Below are 14,846 nucleotides of genomic sequence, written 5' to 3' on the forward strand. Positions count from 1 at the left end.
GAGCAATTCAGTCGAGTAGTAGGCACGATATTTCCCATGTCGTTAGATCCGGATGCCCAGATGTCCCACTGCAATGGCTCCTCCCTTCTCAACGAATGGATCTAGCTTCGATTGTGTCAGCATTGCGCGAGGATTAAAAGCGCTAGGACGCGTACCCTCTGGACACTTGCAAAGGCGGGCTGACCCTCGTCGTCATGGTGAATAGCGCAGGACCCCCTTTGGCCTGAACAAGAACTATTCCTCTACGAATTCAGGGAGTCCGCGCAACACTAGACGCTCGTAGTAGCTGTCATGGTCGCTAGTCGATGCAAGATTGAGGGCACGGTAGATCTGCATATTCCTAGCGTGAAGTGGCTTGTCAAAAACATCACTGAATCTCTGCGCAATATCTGGCGAAGGATCCACTTTACCTCCGTGCAGATCATATTCGCGCAGAGCTTCGGTCATTTGGTGAACGAGACTTCCAAGGAATTGAATACTTGAGCGTCGGTTGGGAGTTGAATTTATCTCCTCGTCAAAGCGCAGTTTGGAAGCTTTGAGCACCCAGTTAATGGCAGCGTTAAAACGATCTCGATCTAGATGCGGACCGGCCGCCAGTTCAAACAGAACAGACTGCTGGTAAGTTTCAACTCGGTCGGCATTATTATCTCTCGATGGGTCGGCTGATCGTGCGAAAAGGGTATTGATTGACCGGATTAGCGCAGCAGTGGCGTCCCTTACCTCCTGCCTCCTGTGCCGCGCTTCATCAGCCTTGACTGATCGGAATGAGATGAAGGCGGCAGCCGCGGCAAATACAGCGGCAGCACAGGTGCCAACCGAAGACCAGAGCTCCGGCGCATTAGTAGCACTTGTGGAGCAGTTAATCACCGTCTCTTTGATTGCGTCGGACGACGGAATGCGGCAAGAAATATTCTCAAAGGGGATCACAAGCTTATCGTATATGCGTCGGGACAAGCCCTCATATGGTGAAGTCAGAAATAGAAAGGGAGCATTGACAGCGCAGTCATACTGATGTCCGCCGTGTTGGTGGCCGCGCTCCTGGCGGTGGCCGGTCCTCGATTGGCTGATCTTTTCAACCAGGCGATCGACCGGGTTTCCGGTCTGGGTTAAATGTTCGACTGGGTCCGCCGAACCAATGCAGAAGATGGTTCGGCTGTCGCCGAGTTCGTGATGGTCAGTGCCTTGCTACTGCTGCTGAGCTTTAGCATTATCCAGCTGGCGCTGATCATTCACGTGCGCAATACGCTAATCGACGCCGCCTCAAACGGCGCGCATTTTGGAGCACTCGCGAACCGAGAAGTCGTGGATGCCCGTCAGCGCACGGCGAATCTCATCGCAAACTCGCTACATTCCGGCTTCGCCACTGACATTAGCGTCGAACAACAGTCGCTCGCCGGGGAAACGCTGGTTGTTGTTACGGTACACAGTCAAGCACCGCTCCTAGGGCTAGTGCCTAACGGCTGGGAGATCACGGCTAAAGGACAAGCGGTGCGCTATGAATAGAATCCACCAAGCGGTAGCCAAACTCATGCGCTGGGTACAGTCGAGAATCCACGACGACCAAGGTAGCTCGCTTGTGGAGTTCATCTTTATTTCCACAGTGCTCATGATTCCCATGGTGTATGCGGTGCTGACCGCGGGCGCAGTACAGGCTGCGAGCTATGCCGTGACCGGTGCCGCCGACCACGCTGCCAAAGCCTTCGTCGGGGCAACAACTCCCGCTGAGGGACAGGCCCGTGCCCACGGCGCCGCCGATCGAACGATGGAAAATTTCGGGCTCAGTGGACACGAAGTGTCGATCAGCTGCGAGCCGGGCTGTCTACAACCCGGAAGTACAGCGACAATCCACGTCGAAATTGCGGTCCCGTTACCCTTCCTCGAAGGCTTTAGCAACGTCTCTATCGCCTATGTCGATTCAACCTCCACGCAACGGGTGGATCTCTATGGGTAGCCGGCCTTCAGTTATTGGTCAGTGGCGGGCTCGGTGGTCACAGGATTCTGGCCAGAGCATGGTTCTTGCCATAGGGCTCACAGCCGTCACCTTGCTTGTCATTTCTGCCGTCATGGCAGCAGCCGCGGTAAACCTCAAAGCCCGGCAACTGCTGGCGCTCGCCGACTCAGCAGTGGTAGCCGCCGTTGACGAGTTCGAGTTTCACACCGATGAGCAAGGGGCACAATTGGTGCTCTCTGGCAATCAAGTAGAGCAGGCGGCTTCAACGTACTTGTCCGACGTTCACGCGGCGGATCGCTTTGTCGGACTTCATATCAAGTCGGTCGTGCTCAGCAGTGATCGACAGGGCGCGACCTTGCACTTAGGTGCTAGTGTCTCGCCGCCCATCGTCGGGTGGATCATTCCTGACGGGATACCGATCAGCGTCGCCAGCAGCGCACGCTCCATCCTCTCCCGATGAACACTACGCATAAGTGTGCGAGTAAGTAGGCGTCGGGACAGATGGCGTAGTCTATAAAGACCATGGCACATACTGATTTTCCCGCTGAGATCCGCGCACTACGTGCAACATACGCTTCCATTGAAGAAGTAAGCGACGTCGCACAAATGAAAGCCGACATCGCAATGCTTTCTGAGGAAGCTGGTGCACCGGACCTTTGGGATAACCCGGCCGCAGCACAGGCCGTGACGAGTAAGCTGTCGCACCGGCAGTCGGAACTCGAACGTCTTCAGAAAATCTCTACGCGCATTGACGATCTGGAAGTGCTCGTTGAATTGGCCGAGCTAGAAGACGATGCAGACTCGCTGGCCGAAGCGGAGTCGGAGTTGGCCTCCATTGCCAAAGCACTTGCCGATCTCGAAGTCGTCACCCTACTAAACGGGGAATTTGATGCGCGTGGGGCAGTGGTCACCATTCGCTCGGGCGCTGGTGGAGTCGACGCCGCAGACTTCGCCGAAATGCTATTGCGCATGTACATTCGCTGGGCCGAAAAGCGGGGATACAAAGCGCAGATTATGGACACGTCCTATGCCGAAGAAGCCGGCATCAAGTCGGCGACCTTTGAAATTGATGAGCCTTACGCCTTTGGCACGCTCTCGGTCGAGGCTGGGACACACCGCCTTGTACGGATTTCGCCGTTCGATAACCAGGGACGACGACAGACCAGTTTCGCAGCCGTTGAGGTTGTGCCGCTCATCGAATCTACTGACTCCATCGAAATTCCTGAATCAGAGATTCGAGTCGACGTGTTCCGTTCGTCAGGTCCTGGCGGCCAGTCCGTGAACACCACCGATTCTGCGGTTCGTATGACTCACATTCCCACCGGCACGGTGGTATCGATGCAGAACGAAAAGTCGCAGATCCAGAACCGTGCCGCAGCCTTACGCGTCCTGCAGTCGCGCTTGCTCTTGCTCAAAAAGGCGGAGGAAGACGCGAAGAAGAAGGAACTGGCGGGCGATGTTAAGGCGTCGTGGGGCGATCAAATGCGTTCCTATGTGCTCAACCCGTTCCAAATGGTCAAGGATCTACGCACCAACCATGAGGTTGGCAATGCGCAGGCGGTACTGGACGGAGAGCTCGATGACTTCATCGATGCCGGAATCCGCTGGCGCGCCACGCAACGTCGTCCCGAAAAATAGTCGACGACAAGACGGCGACGAGCCACGCCAGGGTGAGGTACTTCACAACCCAGTGGCCCGCGCTCTAGGATGAGCCAGTAGGCAAAGGTGCCGCGTGAGATCCTCGTGGCATGCGCCTGACAAGGAGCTAGAGCGGGAATGATAGATAAAACCTCACCTTCGGCGGCTCACGCGGTTGCGGACATCGGCGACGGATCCTCAATCGCGGTGGGCGGTTTCGGGCTATCGGGAAATCCGTCCGAACTTATCGATGCACTACTGGACTCCGGGGTGAAGAACCTTGCGATCGTCTCGAATAACTGCGGCACCGACGATCTAGGACTCGGCGTCTTGCTGGCAGCAAAAAGGATTTCGAAGGTCACCGCCAGCTATGTGGGCGAAAACAAGGAATTCGAGCGTCAGTATCTCAGCGGTGAACTCGAGTTAATTCTCACTCCACAAGGTACCTTGGCGGAAAAGCTTCGTGCCGGTGGTGCCGGCATTCCCGCATTCTTTACCCGAACCGGGGTCGGAACCCTCGTGGCCGAAGGCGGCCTTCCGCAGCGCTACTCCTCCGACGGGTCAGTTCTGCAGGCCAGCGAGGCCAAGGAAGTCAGGTCCTTCGAATTCCGCGGAGTCGAGCACGAATATGTGCTTGAAGAGGCGCTGACCACGGATTTTTCCCTTGTACACGCAGCGGTTGGCGACACGCACGGAAACTTGATTTTCAATAAGGCCGCCGGCCAGTTCTCGGTTCCCGCCGCGATGGCAGGGCGCGTATGTATTGCTCAAGTAGAGCAGCTGGTTCCCGCAGGCACATTGGACCCGGCCCAAATCCATCTTCCCGGTGTGTTTGTGCACAGAATCGTTGACGTTGCTGGGATGCACCCCAAACCCATCGAGAAACTGACCGTTCACGCGGATGAGGAAGGGCACTAATCCCATGGCTTGGACCCGAGAACAGATGGCAGCTAGGGCAGCACTTGAGCTGGCCGATGGTTGGTACGTGAATCTAGGTATCGGTATGCCCACGATGGTGCCGAATTACTTGCCCGAGGACGTGAGCGTAGTACTCCAGTCGGAAAATGGAATACTTGGGGTCGGACCGTTCCCTCGCCGTGACGAGGTAGACCCAGATCTCATCAACGCTGGCAAGCAAACGGTGACTACCTTGCCGGGGGCCAGCTTTTTCGATTCAGCCACGAGCTTCGCAATGATCCGCGGAGGAAAAATCGATGCAGCGATCCTCGGCGCCATGCAGGTCGCGTCCAACGGCGATCTGGCGAATTGGATGATTCCCGGAAAGATGGTCAAGGGACCCGGTGGGGCAATGGATCTTGTGCACGGGGCAGGCCGTGTGATCGTCCTCATGGAACACTCGGCGAAGGACGGGTCGGCGAAACTGGTTCGCGATTGCACTCTGCCGGTAACCGGACGAGGCGTTGTCGATCGGGTTATCACCGACCTCGGAGTCTTCGATATCAAGGGAGATCACCTGCAAGTTGTTGAACTTGCACCCGAAGTCGATGAGGAACAAGTGCGCTCCGAGACGGAGGCAGAGCTTCGGTTTTAGCCTTCCGGGCGGAGCTGTGGACTACGGAATAATCGTGCAACACACCGGGCAGGTAGGGCCCGCGGCGAGCCGCGGCCGATAAAGTTCTATTGATTGGTGCCCCATGTCCAGCCGACGCCGGCCGGTTTGTGGGGTCCGCGCCCTGACCTCAACCAGTGATTGAAGACATGATTAAATTCGAGAATGTCTCGATGGTCTACGACGCAAAGGCCTCACAGGCTGCGTTGAACGATGTGACCATCGAAATCAACCGCGGGGACTTTGCATTCCTCGTGGGCGAATCCGGCTCCGGCAAGTCGACCTTTCTGAGCCTTGTCTTGCGTGAAAAGCGCGCCACCCAAGGCGCGGTTTACGTGGCGGGGCAGAACTTGAACCGTATCCCGAGCCGTCGCGTGCCTAAGTTGCGTCGTGACATCGGGTTCGTATTCCAGGACTTCCGTCTGCTGCGTGAACGCACGGTTTTTGACAACGTTGCCTTCGCCATGGAGGTTATTGGGGCTTCACGGGCGCAGATCCGCGATCGCGTGCCAGATGCACTGAAGATGGTTGGTCTTGCCGACAAGGGACGTCGTAAACCAACGGAACTATCCGGTGGTGAGCAGCAGCGTGTAGGCATTGCCCGTGCCATCGTCAATAAACCGTCGATTCTGCTGGCTGACGAGCCGACGGGAAATCTCGATCGCAAGAACAGCATCGAGGTTATGAACGTGCTTGATCGCATTAACCAAAACGGCACCACGGTCTTGATGGCCACGCACGCGCACGAGCTGGTTAGTGAGTACCGGCACCGCGTGATTGAGTTGAGCCGTGGTGAGATCATCCGCGATGAGAACCAGGGGCTGTACACGCAGATGACTACGGTCGTGAACCCAGACGGGACGCGCGCACTGTTGTTTGGCGAGGAAGCTGCGGCGGAGGACACGGCGACCGAAGAAGAGGCTGACGATACGAAGGGTGATGACAAGTGAGGCTGGGATTCATCCTCCGCGAAGCGGCCAAGGGGCTACGCCAGAACGTGGTCATGGTCGTATCCGTAGTACTGGTGACCTTCGTATCACTGACTTTCATCGGCGCTTCAGTACTATTGCAACTTCAGATCAATCAGATGAAGGGTTACTGGTACGACCGCATGGAAGTAGCGGTCTACCTGTGTGATGACAACAGCAGTTCACCGAACTGCGAAGGCGAGTCTGTAACCGACGAAGAACGCGATAATATTCGCGCAATGATCGAGTCCGAACAGATGGCTCCATACGTGAAGGAATACGCGTATGAGTCCAAGGAGCAGGCTTTCCAGAACTTCCAGGACCAGTTCAAGAATTCCGAGATCGTCGATCAAGTCACGGCTGCTGAACTACCTGAGTCTTTCCGCATCGCGTTGCAGGATCCGGAAAAATACCCAATTATTCAAGAGGCCTTTTCCACTGTGGCTGGCGTCGATACGGTATTGGACCAGCATGAACTTCTTGAAAAGATTTTCCAAGTTGTCCGCGTGGCTTCGGCAGCGGCTGCCATTGTGGCCATTGTGATGATTGCTTGTGCCGTCTTGCTAACCGGCACCACGATTCAACTCTCGGCCATGCACCGTCGCCTCGAAACGACCATCATGCGGCTTGTCGGTGCCTCGAAGGCAACGATTCAGTTACCGTTCGTTATCGAAGGAGTAATCGCTTCGGTCATCGGTGCAATCCTTGCCACCGGTACCCTCTGGCTGCTGATGAAGTTCCTCGTTCAGGACAAACTGGCTGCTGGAAACGCGGATATTGCATTCATCTCAACCGGCGAAGTCTGGGTTGTAGCTCCCGGGTTGCTCATTCTAGGTATCGTTTTAGCAACAATTTCTTCAGTGATAACCTTGAAGCGGTACCTGAAGGTTTAGTACGTTCGTTACAAAGCAATTACGCTGCTGCGAACTTTAATGAGGAGACCCATGCTGTCTAACGCCGTGCGAAGTAAATTTCTGCGTGCTTCACTTGGCGGTGTCCTGGCCCTGTCGCTCGTGGTTCCAGCCGCCGTGGCATTCGCCGACGAGCTGGATGACCGCAAAGACCAGGTAGAACAGAATATCTCCGATCTCAATCAAGATATGGAAGTTCTCGACTCGAATATTGTCGAGACCGACCGTAAGCTCCGCGAGCAACAAGCTCAGGTTCCGGTGTTGCAGGGGCGACTGGCCGATGCGCGGGCACGCGTGCAGAACGCGCAGTCTGCCGTCGCGGACCTAAATAACCGTTTGATCAACGCACAAAATACGCGCGACCAAGTGCAGCAGTCCATCGCCGATACGGCCAAGAAGATTGCTGAAGCGAAGTCTGCTGTCGCGTCGATGGCATCGGAAGCGTATAAGCGTGGGGGAGCCTCGAGCGGGCTTGGCATGTTGCTGAACATGGACTCCATGACCGCTACAGCCAATGGCTTGGACTTAGCTAACCGTGCACTGGAAGCGCAGAATTCTGCCTACAACGACCTAGCCCAAGAGGAAGCGACCGCTAAGGCTAACGAAGTTCGCCTAGAGGCTGTTGAACAGGAAATTTCGTCCCTCAAACAACAAGCAGAGCAGGCCTTGGCGCAGGAAGAAGCTGCGCGAGACGCCGCGCAGAAGGCTAAGGACGAGCTTGACGCGCTGGTCAGTAGCACCGAGGCGCTCAGCTCCGAACTTGAGGCGCAGAAGCCTAAAATCCAGGCTCGCTTGGAAGCGCAGGAGAAAGAGTACGCAGCGGTAAACGCTCAGATTAAAGAGCGTCAGGAGCGGTTGATCCGCGAAGCCGAGGAGCGCCGTCGTAAGGCTGAGGCCGCAGAGCGCAAGCGGCAAGCCGAGGCGAAGGCGCGCTGGGAAGCAGAGCAGAAGCGCAAGGAAGCCGAAGCAAAGCGGAAGAAATCCTCCTACAAGCGTCCCTCATATGTTGCGCCGACGAAGAAGAAGGTCTCGGAACCAAGTAGCTGGGGTTTGATCAAGCCAGTCAGTGGCGGTCGCATTACTTCGACCTTCGGTTGGCGCCCCACACCAGCTGGCACGATCGATTACGGTGGACGCGGCGGATATGTTCACGCCGGCGTTGACTGGGGCTTCGGCGGCCAATGTGGTGCACCAGTACACGCTGCAGCGGATGGCGAAGTATGGTTTGCAGGCTGGGGTGGTAGTTCCGGCAACAAGGTCACCATTTCGCATGGTGTCGTCAAGAGCAAGGCCCTGGCAACGAACTATCACCACATGTCACGCATTGCCGTCTCCAATGGTCAACACGTTTCGCAGGGTCAAGTCATCGGCTATGTCGGTACGACTGGTAACTCAACAGGTTGCCACATGCACTTCGAAACGGTGATCAACGGTAGTCCGGTTAACCCATTGGGACTTCTCTAGGGCTAGACTTAATGCTTGCGTGCCATTATCCGGCACGTAAGAGTCTAGGAGAGAAATGGCCAAGAAGAACCAGGAAGATCGCACCATTGCGACTAACCGCAAGGCCCGCCACGACTTTGAAATTCTCGACACCTTCGAGGCTGGGATGGTGCTTACCGGCACCGAAGTTAAATCCCTGCGTGAGGGCAAGGCCTCGCTGGTGGATGGATTCGGGCAGTTCTACCGCGGTGAGCTGTATATCGAAAACTGCTACATTCCGGAGTATCTGAACGGATCGTGGACGAATCATGCGGCTCGTCGACGCCGGAAGTTGTTGCTACATCGCCAAGAGCTGATGAAAATTGAGCGCAAGGTCTCCGAAGCCGGTCTGACCATCGTGCCGTTGAGCCTCTATTTCAAGTCTGGCCGTGCCAAGCTGGAAATCGGCGTAGCTCGTGGTAAGCGTGAATTTGACAAGCGCCAGACGCTTCGCGAAAAGCAAGACAACCGTGAAGCTCAGCGAGCAATGCGCGAACGTAACCGGCGCGGTTAGGTGTCGATGATTCATCTCACGTTGAGCGCTTGACCTGTGATGAGCTATGATAAATACCTACATCGAAAGATGTGGTTGTACCCGATACGTCGGGAATGACAACAAAATACGGGGATGATCGGTTTCGACGGTGTGAGTCGCGACAGATGAAGCGGGCCGAGGACGCAAAGTTATCTCGTTAACGCCCTTTGCAAAACAATAAGTGCCGAATCTAAGCGCACTGACTTCGCTCTCGCTGCCTAAGCAGCCAGACAGTCCGTCAGCCAGGAGTTGCTATCGCTCCTGAATCTGGCGTCGATTAGATAGCCACTGTGGATGTCACTTGTTGCCGGTGACGTTCACATATTTAGGCAACTGTGCCCGGACCAGCCACTTGTTTGCGTGATGGCTGGGGCAGAGAAAATCCACAGCAAACTGCGCCCGGAGAAGACCTGGCAAAGCCACATCGGACGGGAGTTCAATTCTCCCCATCTCCACAAAAGTAAGCCCCGGAATCGGCAAGATTCCGGGGCTACTTTTTTGCCTGTGCGCAAAGTCCTACGTACACGGAGACCTCTGTACATTTGTGTATCGACGAGCGCTGCCAACTATGAGCAGTTCTAGGTGAGCAGAATCGGACTTAAGCCTCAACACGCTCCGGTCGGGCACAATATCGGTACGTCGTCACGTGCTCTGGCAGACCACGTGACGCGCTAGTTAGTTGCTGCGTAGCCGTTGTACTCGAGACCAAGAGCGCCAGGCATACAAATGCCCCTGAACTCTGCGTTCTACAGGAGATCTTGAATCGGGTGTACCTGGCAGTAGGACGGCCGCAGTTCTGAATAGCAACAAGGAACACGTCGCGGTAGGCGCGCTCCCTGCACGATTCGTTCAAGGTAACCTGTGCGGGGGAGTTCCCTGTTAGCGAGCGCCGTACGGGATGACGGGGTGCGCTCGTTACCGATTTGATCCGGCTGGGCATGAACACGGGATTAGCGTCATGTGGTGGTTAAGGCGCAAGTCATGATGTTCTTCGACCGGGCCGACTCGATGCACATGGTGGGCGCTAGGGGACGTCGTGGATCAATCCTGCAGAGAGCGCATTTCTTACGAGCAGGGCACGCCTTCAGTCACGCATCGAACCTTCGTGTTGCATTGCGTTCGTCACCATCGCCGGTTCCGGCGCCGAACCGGAGGTGCATCTGGCCTGTCATATTCGCGGGTCGGCGCTTGGGCACATAGACTGGTGCTGAAGCGAGAATAACTAGACCAGCAGTGAAAACGGAGCGAAACCAGAAGCGATGAGTGAGCTATCGTCCCCGCGAGTGTCACCGGCCGTATCAGCGCTGTACGCGGTGGTCGCGTTCCTGCTCGAGGTGGGGTTGCTCTTTGGCGCCGCAATGGCCGCGATGGCCTTTCTCCCTTGGCCACGGCTGGTTTCCGCGATCGTGGTCGTCGTCCCACTGCTTGTGATCTGGGGGCTGCTGATCTCTCCAAAGGCCGTCGTACGCTTGCGCCTGCGCACCCGCATTATTCTGATGCACCTGATCTATCTGGTCGGAGCCTACGTGCTGTGGCTCAGCGTCGATCACTACTTCGTTAACCAGAACCAGATCTGGGCGATCATCATGCTGGTACTCACCGGGTTAAGCGCGCTGCTGGTGCTGGCGACCCGCGGCTACGTGGTGCCGCACCGCCGCGATAAGCGCTCGGCAACTGTTGTCGAAACCCCCAGCGAGGCAGAGACTAAGCCGCGCTCAGCCCCGCGTGGACGTCGGGCAGCGCGCTAAAGCAGCGGCGTCACCCTAGACGGTGCCGGCCGAGACCGGGACCACCCATACCAATGAGGCCTCAATAAGGGATAGCGGTAGCGGCAACTGGACGATCGCCCCGGGGACGAGCCCGAGCGACTGGGCGCGCCGCAAGAAATCCGGGTCTTCGTCGCTGACGCGCGCCACGCGCGCTTGGGTGCCGGAGAAATGATCGAGGCGTACCGCCTGCCGCGCGGCCAAGGTTCCATCGGCTTCCGGGATCGCATCGCCGTGCGGGTCATGGCGTGGATACCCCAGGCGACGATCCAGCGCATCAATAAAACGGTCCGTAACGGTGTGCTCCAGCGCCTCGGCCTCGTCGTGCACCTCATCCCAGCCGTACCCCAATTCGTCGCGCAGGAAGGTCTCCAGCACGCGGTGGCGGCGCACCATCCGCAACGCCTGCCGGTGGCCGGCCTCGCTGAGCTTGATATCCCCGCGCGGCACGTAGTCCACGAGGCCTTTGGCCGCGAGTTTCTGCACCATTGAGGTGGCCGAGGCCGGGGTGAGGCCCAACTGGATGGCCAAGGTACCGGTGCGGACCGCCTCGTCGTCCCATTCGGTGAGCAGGTAGAGCGCCTTGAGGTAGTCCTCTTCGCTACTGGTCAGGCGGCGCGGGTCGGAGGCGCGGGGGCTAGGCATGATGGGTTAGCGGGTGGAGATGAAGGGAAGGATCTGCTCGTGGAGCAGGCCGTTGCTGGCCAACGCATTGCCACCGGCACAGCCCTCGAGGCCTTCGATGCTGGTGAAGCGGCCGCCGGCTTCGCGCACGATGGGGACCAGGGCCGCCATATCGTAGAGCTCCAGCTCCGGTTCGAAGGCCGCATCGACGGCCCCTTCGGCCACGAACATGTAGGACAGGAAGTCGCCATAGGCGCGGGTGCGCCAAGCGGCGGAAAGCAGCTCCAACAGGTTCGGCAATTTATCGACCTGCTGCCAACCATCCAGCGAGGCATAGGACAGCGAGGCGTCGGACAGCGAACCCACCTGGGAAACCGACAGTCGGCGTGTGTCGTCCGTGCCGGGCTCACGCACCCAGGCACCCTCACCGCTGGCGGCGTACCAACGTCGGGCCAGCGCCGGCGCCGAGACGACACCGAGCACCGGCTCGTCGTCGACCATCAGCGAAATCAGCGTGGCCCACACCGGAACCCGGCGGACAAAGTTCTTGGTCCCATCGATCGGGTCGATCACCCAGCGGCGTGCGGAACTTCCGTGCACCCCGAACTCCTCGCCGAGCACCGAATCCTCGGGCCGCTCGGCCTGCAGCAGGTCCAAAATGAGGCGTTCGGCACCACGGTCTGCATCGGAGACCGGGGTCATATCCGGTTTGGTATCCACCTTCAGATCATTGGCGCCGAAACGCTCCAAGGTGAAGGCGTCGACGACGTCGGCCATGCGCAGGGCCAGCTCCAGGTCGTCGCGTAGGCTCGGTGAGACCATCAGATTCGCTCCTTGTGGGCGGCTAAAGGGCGCCCAGCTCCTTCTCGTTGGTGGTTTCTTCGGTGGTGACCAGGCGGCGGTAGGACTCCAGCCGGGAGGCAGCATTCGCCGGTGCCTGCTCGGTGGTGACCCAGTCGCTCAGCGCGCAGCCCGGAGCGCTGGCCAGGTGGGTGCAGCCGCGCGGGCACTGCACGGCGACCTCGGCCAGATCTTCGAAGGCCTGCAGGATATTATCCGGGTCCACCAGTCCCAGGCCGAAGGAACGGATGCCGGGGGTGTCGATCAACCACGATCCCGGGGTGCCGCCCAGCTTCAGGGCCAGGGCGTTCGAGGAGGTATGCCGGCCGCGGCCGGTGACCGCATTGACGTGCCCGGTGGCACGGTCCGCGCCGGTCAACGCGTTGACCAGGGTCGATTTGCCGACGCCGGAGTGTCCGAGCACCACCGAGACCCGCCCGGCCAGCAGCTCGTGCAGCGAGTCCAGCGCGCTGGCGTCGAGCCGGGCGCTGGAGCCGTCGGCGCCACGGGCATCCACACCGGAGGCCTCGGCGCTGGTGGTCCGCGAAATAACCACCGGCAGATTCAGCCCCTCATAGTGGGCGAGGAACGGCGCCGGGTCGCACACGTCGGCCTTGGTCACGCAGAGCACCGGCTGAATCCCTGCATCGTAGGCCGCCACCAGTGCGCGGTCGACGAAACCCGTGCGCGGCTGCGGGTTGGCCGCCGCCACCACAATCACCAGTACGTCGACATTGGCCACCACCACGCGGGCGGTCGCGTCGGTGTCATCGGCGCTGCGGCGCAGCACCGTGCTGCGTTCCTCGACGCGTACCAGCCGCGCCAGAGTATCCGGGGTGCCGCTGGTGTCACCGACCAGGGCCACCCGGTCACCCGGGACGACGGCCTGGCGGCGCAGTTCGCGGGCGCGGGCGGCGATGACGATGCGCTCCTGCGGGGTGTCCTCGTCGAGAATCGCGGTGTAGCGCCCCCGGTCCACCGTGATCACCCGCCCGATCTCGGCGTCCTCGTAGCTGGGGCGCTCCTTGGTGCGCGGCCGGGAACCACGCTTATTGGGGCGGACCTTGGCGGCCGACTCATCCCACTGCGAATACCGCATTAGCCGCGCCCCGCCTGGCCGGTGGCGACCATATCCTGCCAGAGCTGGGGGAAGTCCGGCATGGTTTTCGCGGTGGTGCCGATATTCTGCACGCGCACCCCGTCGATCGCCAGCCCTAGGATGGCTCCGGCGGTGGCCATCCGGTGATCCTCGTAGCTGAGCAGGTCGGCGGCGCGGCGCGGACCGGGGACGATGCGCAGGCCGGTGTCGGTTTGTTCGACGTCGGCGCCGACGCGACGCAATTCGGTTTCCAGCGCCGCCAGCCGGTCGGTTTCATGCCCGCGCAGGTGCCCGATGCCGGTCAGTTCGCTGGGGGAGTTCGCTAGTGCGCACAGCGCCGCCAGCGTGGGGGCGAGCTCCGAGGCATCGGCGTAGTCGATACCGCGGATCTCGTCTCCGCCATGCACGTGCAGCACCGAGGCGTCATCCAATTCGATGCGCGCGCCCATATCGCCGAGAATCTGCACCCATTTGCCGCCGACCTGGGTGGTTTCCTTCGGCCAGAAGGGGATGCGCACGGTGCCGCCGGCCACCAGAGCGGCAGCCAAGAAGGGGCCGGCGTTGGACAGGTCGGGTTCCACGGTGACCTCGAAGCCGGACATGGGCTGTTCGGCGATCTGCCAGCCGCGTCCATCCGCGTCGACGTTCACCTGCACCTCGAGCTCACGCAGCGTCTGCACGGTCATTGCGATGTGGTCACCGCTGGCCAGCGGACCGTCGGCGGCCTTGAGCTGCAGCCCGCCGGGGAGGGCGTGTCCCACCAGCAGCAGGGCGGAGACGAACTGCGAGGAGGCCGACCCGTCGACGGCGATCGGCTGCCCGCCGCGCACCGCACGCGCGTCGATGCTGAAGGGCAGCTTGCCCGGCTCCCCGCCGAAGTCGAAGCGGGCACCGAGCCCGGCCAGCGCGTCGAGCACCGGAGCCATGGGACGCACGCGTGCGGCCGGATCCCCGTCGAAATGGGCCTGTGCGCCGGCGGCCGCGGCCAGCGCGGGCACGAAGCGCATCACCGTCCCGGCCAACCCGCAGTCGACGTGCACCTCGTGCGTGGTGAGCCGCTGCGGTGGCTGCACGCGCACGGTGGTGGACCCGTCGGCGCGTTCCTCGCGCTCGATCTGCACCCCGAAGGCGGCGAGGGCCTGCAGCATCAGCTCGGTGTCGCGGCTGATCAGCAGGTTGTGGATGGTGCTGGGCCCGGTGGCCAGTGCGGCGAGCAACAGATAGCGGTTACTTAATGACTTGGAAGCGGGGACGGTAACCGTTGCGTTCAGTGGACCGGCCGCCAGTGGGGCGGGCCAGTAGTTCTGCTGCTCGTTCGTGGTGCTCACGCTTGAAATCGCACATCCTCGAGGTTTAGGGCGGACTCTACCTGTGTATTAATCCTAGCCGAGGCGTGCCGGGGAATAACGGCCCGCACCGCGCGGTTGCACACTATGTGACGACGATGCAGCAGACCACCACG

The 14,846-nt window shown here is 59.6% G+C and carries 16 protein-coding genes and 1 other RNA gene; 12 read left to right on the forward strand and 5 right to left on the reverse strand.

The features are described 5' to 3' along the window. Positions 1–234: 234 nt before the first annotated feature. A complete protein-coding gene (locus ACYU0X_RS06695; RefSeq protein ID WP_461902516.1) occupies positions 235–927 on the reverse strand; it encodes a hypothetical protein in 693 nt (230 codons plus the stop codon). Positions 928–1,110: 183 nt separating this feature from the next. Between ACYU0X_RS06695 and ACYU0X_RS06700 the strand changes: the two genes are divergently transcribed. From ACYU0X_RS06700 to ACYU0X_RS06755, 12 genes are all read left to right on the forward strand, one after another. Next, on the forward strand, positions 1,111–1,503 hold the full coding sequence (locus tag ACYU0X_RS06700; RefSeq protein WP_461902517.1) for a TadE/TadG family type IV pilus assembly protein: 393 nt from the start codon (positions 1,111–1,113) through the stop codon (positions 1,501–1,503). Then, complete coding sequence (locus ACYU0X_RS06705) at positions 1,496–1,951, forward strand: hypothetical protein (protein ID WP_461902518.1); 456 nt, start codon at positions 1,496–1,498, stop codon at positions 1,949–1,951. Before ACYU0X_RS06700 ends, ACYU0X_RS06705 begins: the two co-directional genes overlap by 8 nt. A 58-nt stretch (positions 1,952–2,009) precedes the next feature. After that, positions 2,010–2,411: a hypothetical protein gene (locus ACYU0X_RS06710; RefSeq protein ID WP_461902519.1), complete on the forward strand. Its 402-nt coding sequence runs from the start codon at positions 2,010–2,012 to the stop codon at positions 2,409–2,411. Positions 2,412–2,473: 62 nt separating this feature from the next. Further along, the gene (gene prfB, locus ACYU0X_RS06715; protein ID WP_418908942.1) at positions 2,474–3,589 is read left to right on the forward strand and encodes a peptide chain release factor 2; all 1,116 of its coding nucleotides are present in this window, start codon (positions 2,474–2,476) and stop codon (positions 3,587–3,589) included. Between the two features lie 138 nt (positions 3,590–3,727). Beyond that, entirely contained in the window at positions 3,728–4,507 is a 780-nt protein-coding gene (locus ACYU0X_RS06720; protein ID WP_461902520.1) for a CoA transferase subunit A, read from the forward strand. A gap of 4 nt (positions 4,508–4,511) precedes the next feature. Further along, a complete protein-coding gene (locus ACYU0X_RS06725; protein WP_461902521.1) occupies positions 4,512–5,141 on the forward strand; it encodes a CoA transferase subunit B in 630 nt (209 codons plus the stop codon). Between the two features lie 167 nt (positions 5,142–5,308). Further along, positions 5,309–6,109 (forward strand): cell division ATP-binding protein FtsE, encoded by an 801-nt coding sequence (gene ftsE / locus ACYU0X_RS06730; protein WP_309407794.1) that lies wholly within the window; start codon positions 5,309–5,311, stop codon positions 6,107–6,109. Beyond that, positions 6,106–7,020 carry a permease-like cell division protein FtsX gene (gene ftsX / locus ACYU0X_RS06735; protein ID WP_418908945.1) on the forward strand — a complete coding sequence of 305 codons (915 nt, stop codon included), beginning with the start codon at positions 6,106–6,108 and terminating at the stop codon, positions 7,018–7,020. Before ftsE ends, ftsX begins: the two co-directional genes overlap by 4 nt. A gap of 51 nt (positions 7,021–7,071) precedes the next feature. Further along, positions 7,072–8,502, forward strand: coding sequence for a peptidoglycan DD-metalloendopeptidase family protein (locus tag ACYU0X_RS06740; protein ID WP_461902522.1), 1,431 nt, complete (start codon positions 7,072–7,074; stop codon positions 8,500–8,502). A 55-nt stretch (positions 8,503–8,557) separates the two neighbouring features. Next, a complete protein-coding gene (gene smpB / locus ACYU0X_RS06745) occupies positions 8,558–9,034 on the forward strand; it encodes an SsrA-binding protein SmpB (RefSeq protein WP_309407788.1) in 477 nt (158 codons plus the stop codon). 110 nt (positions 9,035–9,144) lie between these two features. Next, positions 9,145–9,513, forward strand: a transfer-messenger RNA (tmRNA) gene (gene ssrA / locus ACYU0X_RS06750). 801 nt (positions 9,514–10,314) lie between these two features. Further along, positions 10,315–10,803, forward strand: a complete 489-nt coding sequence (locus ACYU0X_RS06755; RefSeq protein WP_418908947.1) for a DUF2568 domain-containing protein — start codon at positions 10,315–10,317, stop codon at positions 10,801–10,803. Between the two features lie 15 nt (positions 10,804–10,818). Here ACYU0X_RS06755 and ACYU0X_RS06760 read toward each other — a convergent pair whose 3' ends face one another. Genes ACYU0X_RS06760 through aroA form a run of 4 tightly spaced genes read right to left on the reverse strand, consistent with a single transcriptional unit; the run spans position 10,819 to position 14,712 of the window. Continuing rightward, positions 10,819–11,466, reverse strand: coding sequence for a metal-dependent transcriptional regulator (locus ACYU0X_RS06760; protein WP_418908948.1), 648 nt, complete (start codon positions 11,464–11,466; stop codon positions 10,819–10,821). A 6-nt stretch (positions 11,467–11,472) separates the two neighbouring features. Continuing rightward, positions 11,473–12,267: an inositol monophosphatase family protein gene (locus tag ACYU0X_RS06765; RefSeq protein WP_461902523.1), complete on the reverse strand. Its 795-nt coding sequence runs from the start codon at positions 12,265–12,267 to the stop codon at positions 11,473–11,475. Positions 12,268–12,289: 22 nt separating this feature from the next. Then, a complete protein-coding gene (rsgA, locus tag ACYU0X_RS06770; RefSeq protein ID WP_461902524.1) occupies positions 12,290–13,384 on the reverse strand; it encodes a ribosome small subunit-dependent GTPase A in 1,095 nt (364 codons plus the stop codon). Further along, complete coding sequence (aroA, locus tag ACYU0X_RS06775) at positions 13,384–14,712, reverse strand: 3-phosphoshikimate 1-carboxyvinyltransferase (protein ID WP_461902525.1); 1,329 nt, start codon at positions 14,710–14,712, stop codon at positions 13,384–13,386. The genes rsgA and aroA overlap by 1 nt, the downstream gene beginning before the upstream one ends. Positions 14,713–14,846 lie beyond the last annotated feature (134 nt).

This window comes from Glutamicibacter sp. X7 (assembly GCF_054889245.1).

Excerpts from the sequence above, each read along its gene's own strand:
- ftsE (WP_309407794.1), top strand. The coding sequence starts at position 5,309 with ATGATTAAATTCGAGAATGTCTCGATGGTCTACGACGCAAAGGCCTCA.
- ACYU0X_RS06755 (WP_418908947.1), top strand. The coding sequence starts at position 10,315 with ATGAGTGAGCTATCGTCCCCGCGAGTGTCACCGGCCGTATCAGCGCTG.
- ACYU0X_RS06765 (WP_461902523.1), bottom strand. The coding sequence starts at position 12,267 with ATGGTCTCACCGAGCCTACGCGACGACCTGGAGCTGGCCCTGCGCATG.
- rsgA (WP_461902524.1), bottom strand. The coding sequence starts at position 13,384 with ATGCGGTATTCGCAGTGGGATGAGTCGGCCGCCAAGGTCCGCCCCAAT.
- ACYU0X_RS06705 (WP_461902518.1), top strand. The coding sequence starts at position 1,496 with ATGAATAGAATCCACCAAGCGGTAGCCAAACTCATGCGCTGGGTACAG.
- ACYU0X_RS06700 (WP_461902517.1), top strand. The coding sequence starts at position 1,111 with ATGTTCGACTGGGTCCGCCGAACCAATGCAGAAGATGGTTCGGCTGTC.
- smpB (WP_309407788.1), top strand. The coding sequence starts at position 8,558 with ATGGCCAAGAAGAACCAGGAAGATCGCACCATTGCGACTAACCGCAAG.
- ACYU0X_RS06720 (WP_461902520.1), top strand. The coding sequence starts at position 3,728 with ATGATAGATAAAACCTCACCTTCGGCGGCTCACGCGGTTGCGGACATC.
- ACYU0X_RS06710 (WP_461902519.1), top strand. The coding sequence starts at position 2,010 with ATGGTTCTTGCCATAGGGCTCACAGCCGTCACCTTGCTTGTCATTTCT.
- ACYU0X_RS06740 (WP_461902522.1), top strand. The coding sequence starts at position 7,072 with ATGCTGTCTAACGCCGTGCGAAGTAAATTTCTGCGTGCTTCACTTGGC.
- ACYU0X_RS06725 (WP_461902521.1), top strand. The coding sequence starts at position 4,512 with ATGGCTTGGACCCGAGAACAGATGGCAGCTAGGGCAGCACTTGAGCTG.
- prfB (WP_418908942.1), top strand. The coding sequence starts at position 2,474 with ATGGCACATACTGATTTTCCCGCTGAGATCCGCGCACTACGTGCAACA.
- ACYU0X_RS06760 (WP_418908948.1), bottom strand. The coding sequence starts at position 11,466 with ATGCCTAGCCCCCGCGCCTCCGACCCGCGCCGCCTGACCAGTAGCGAA.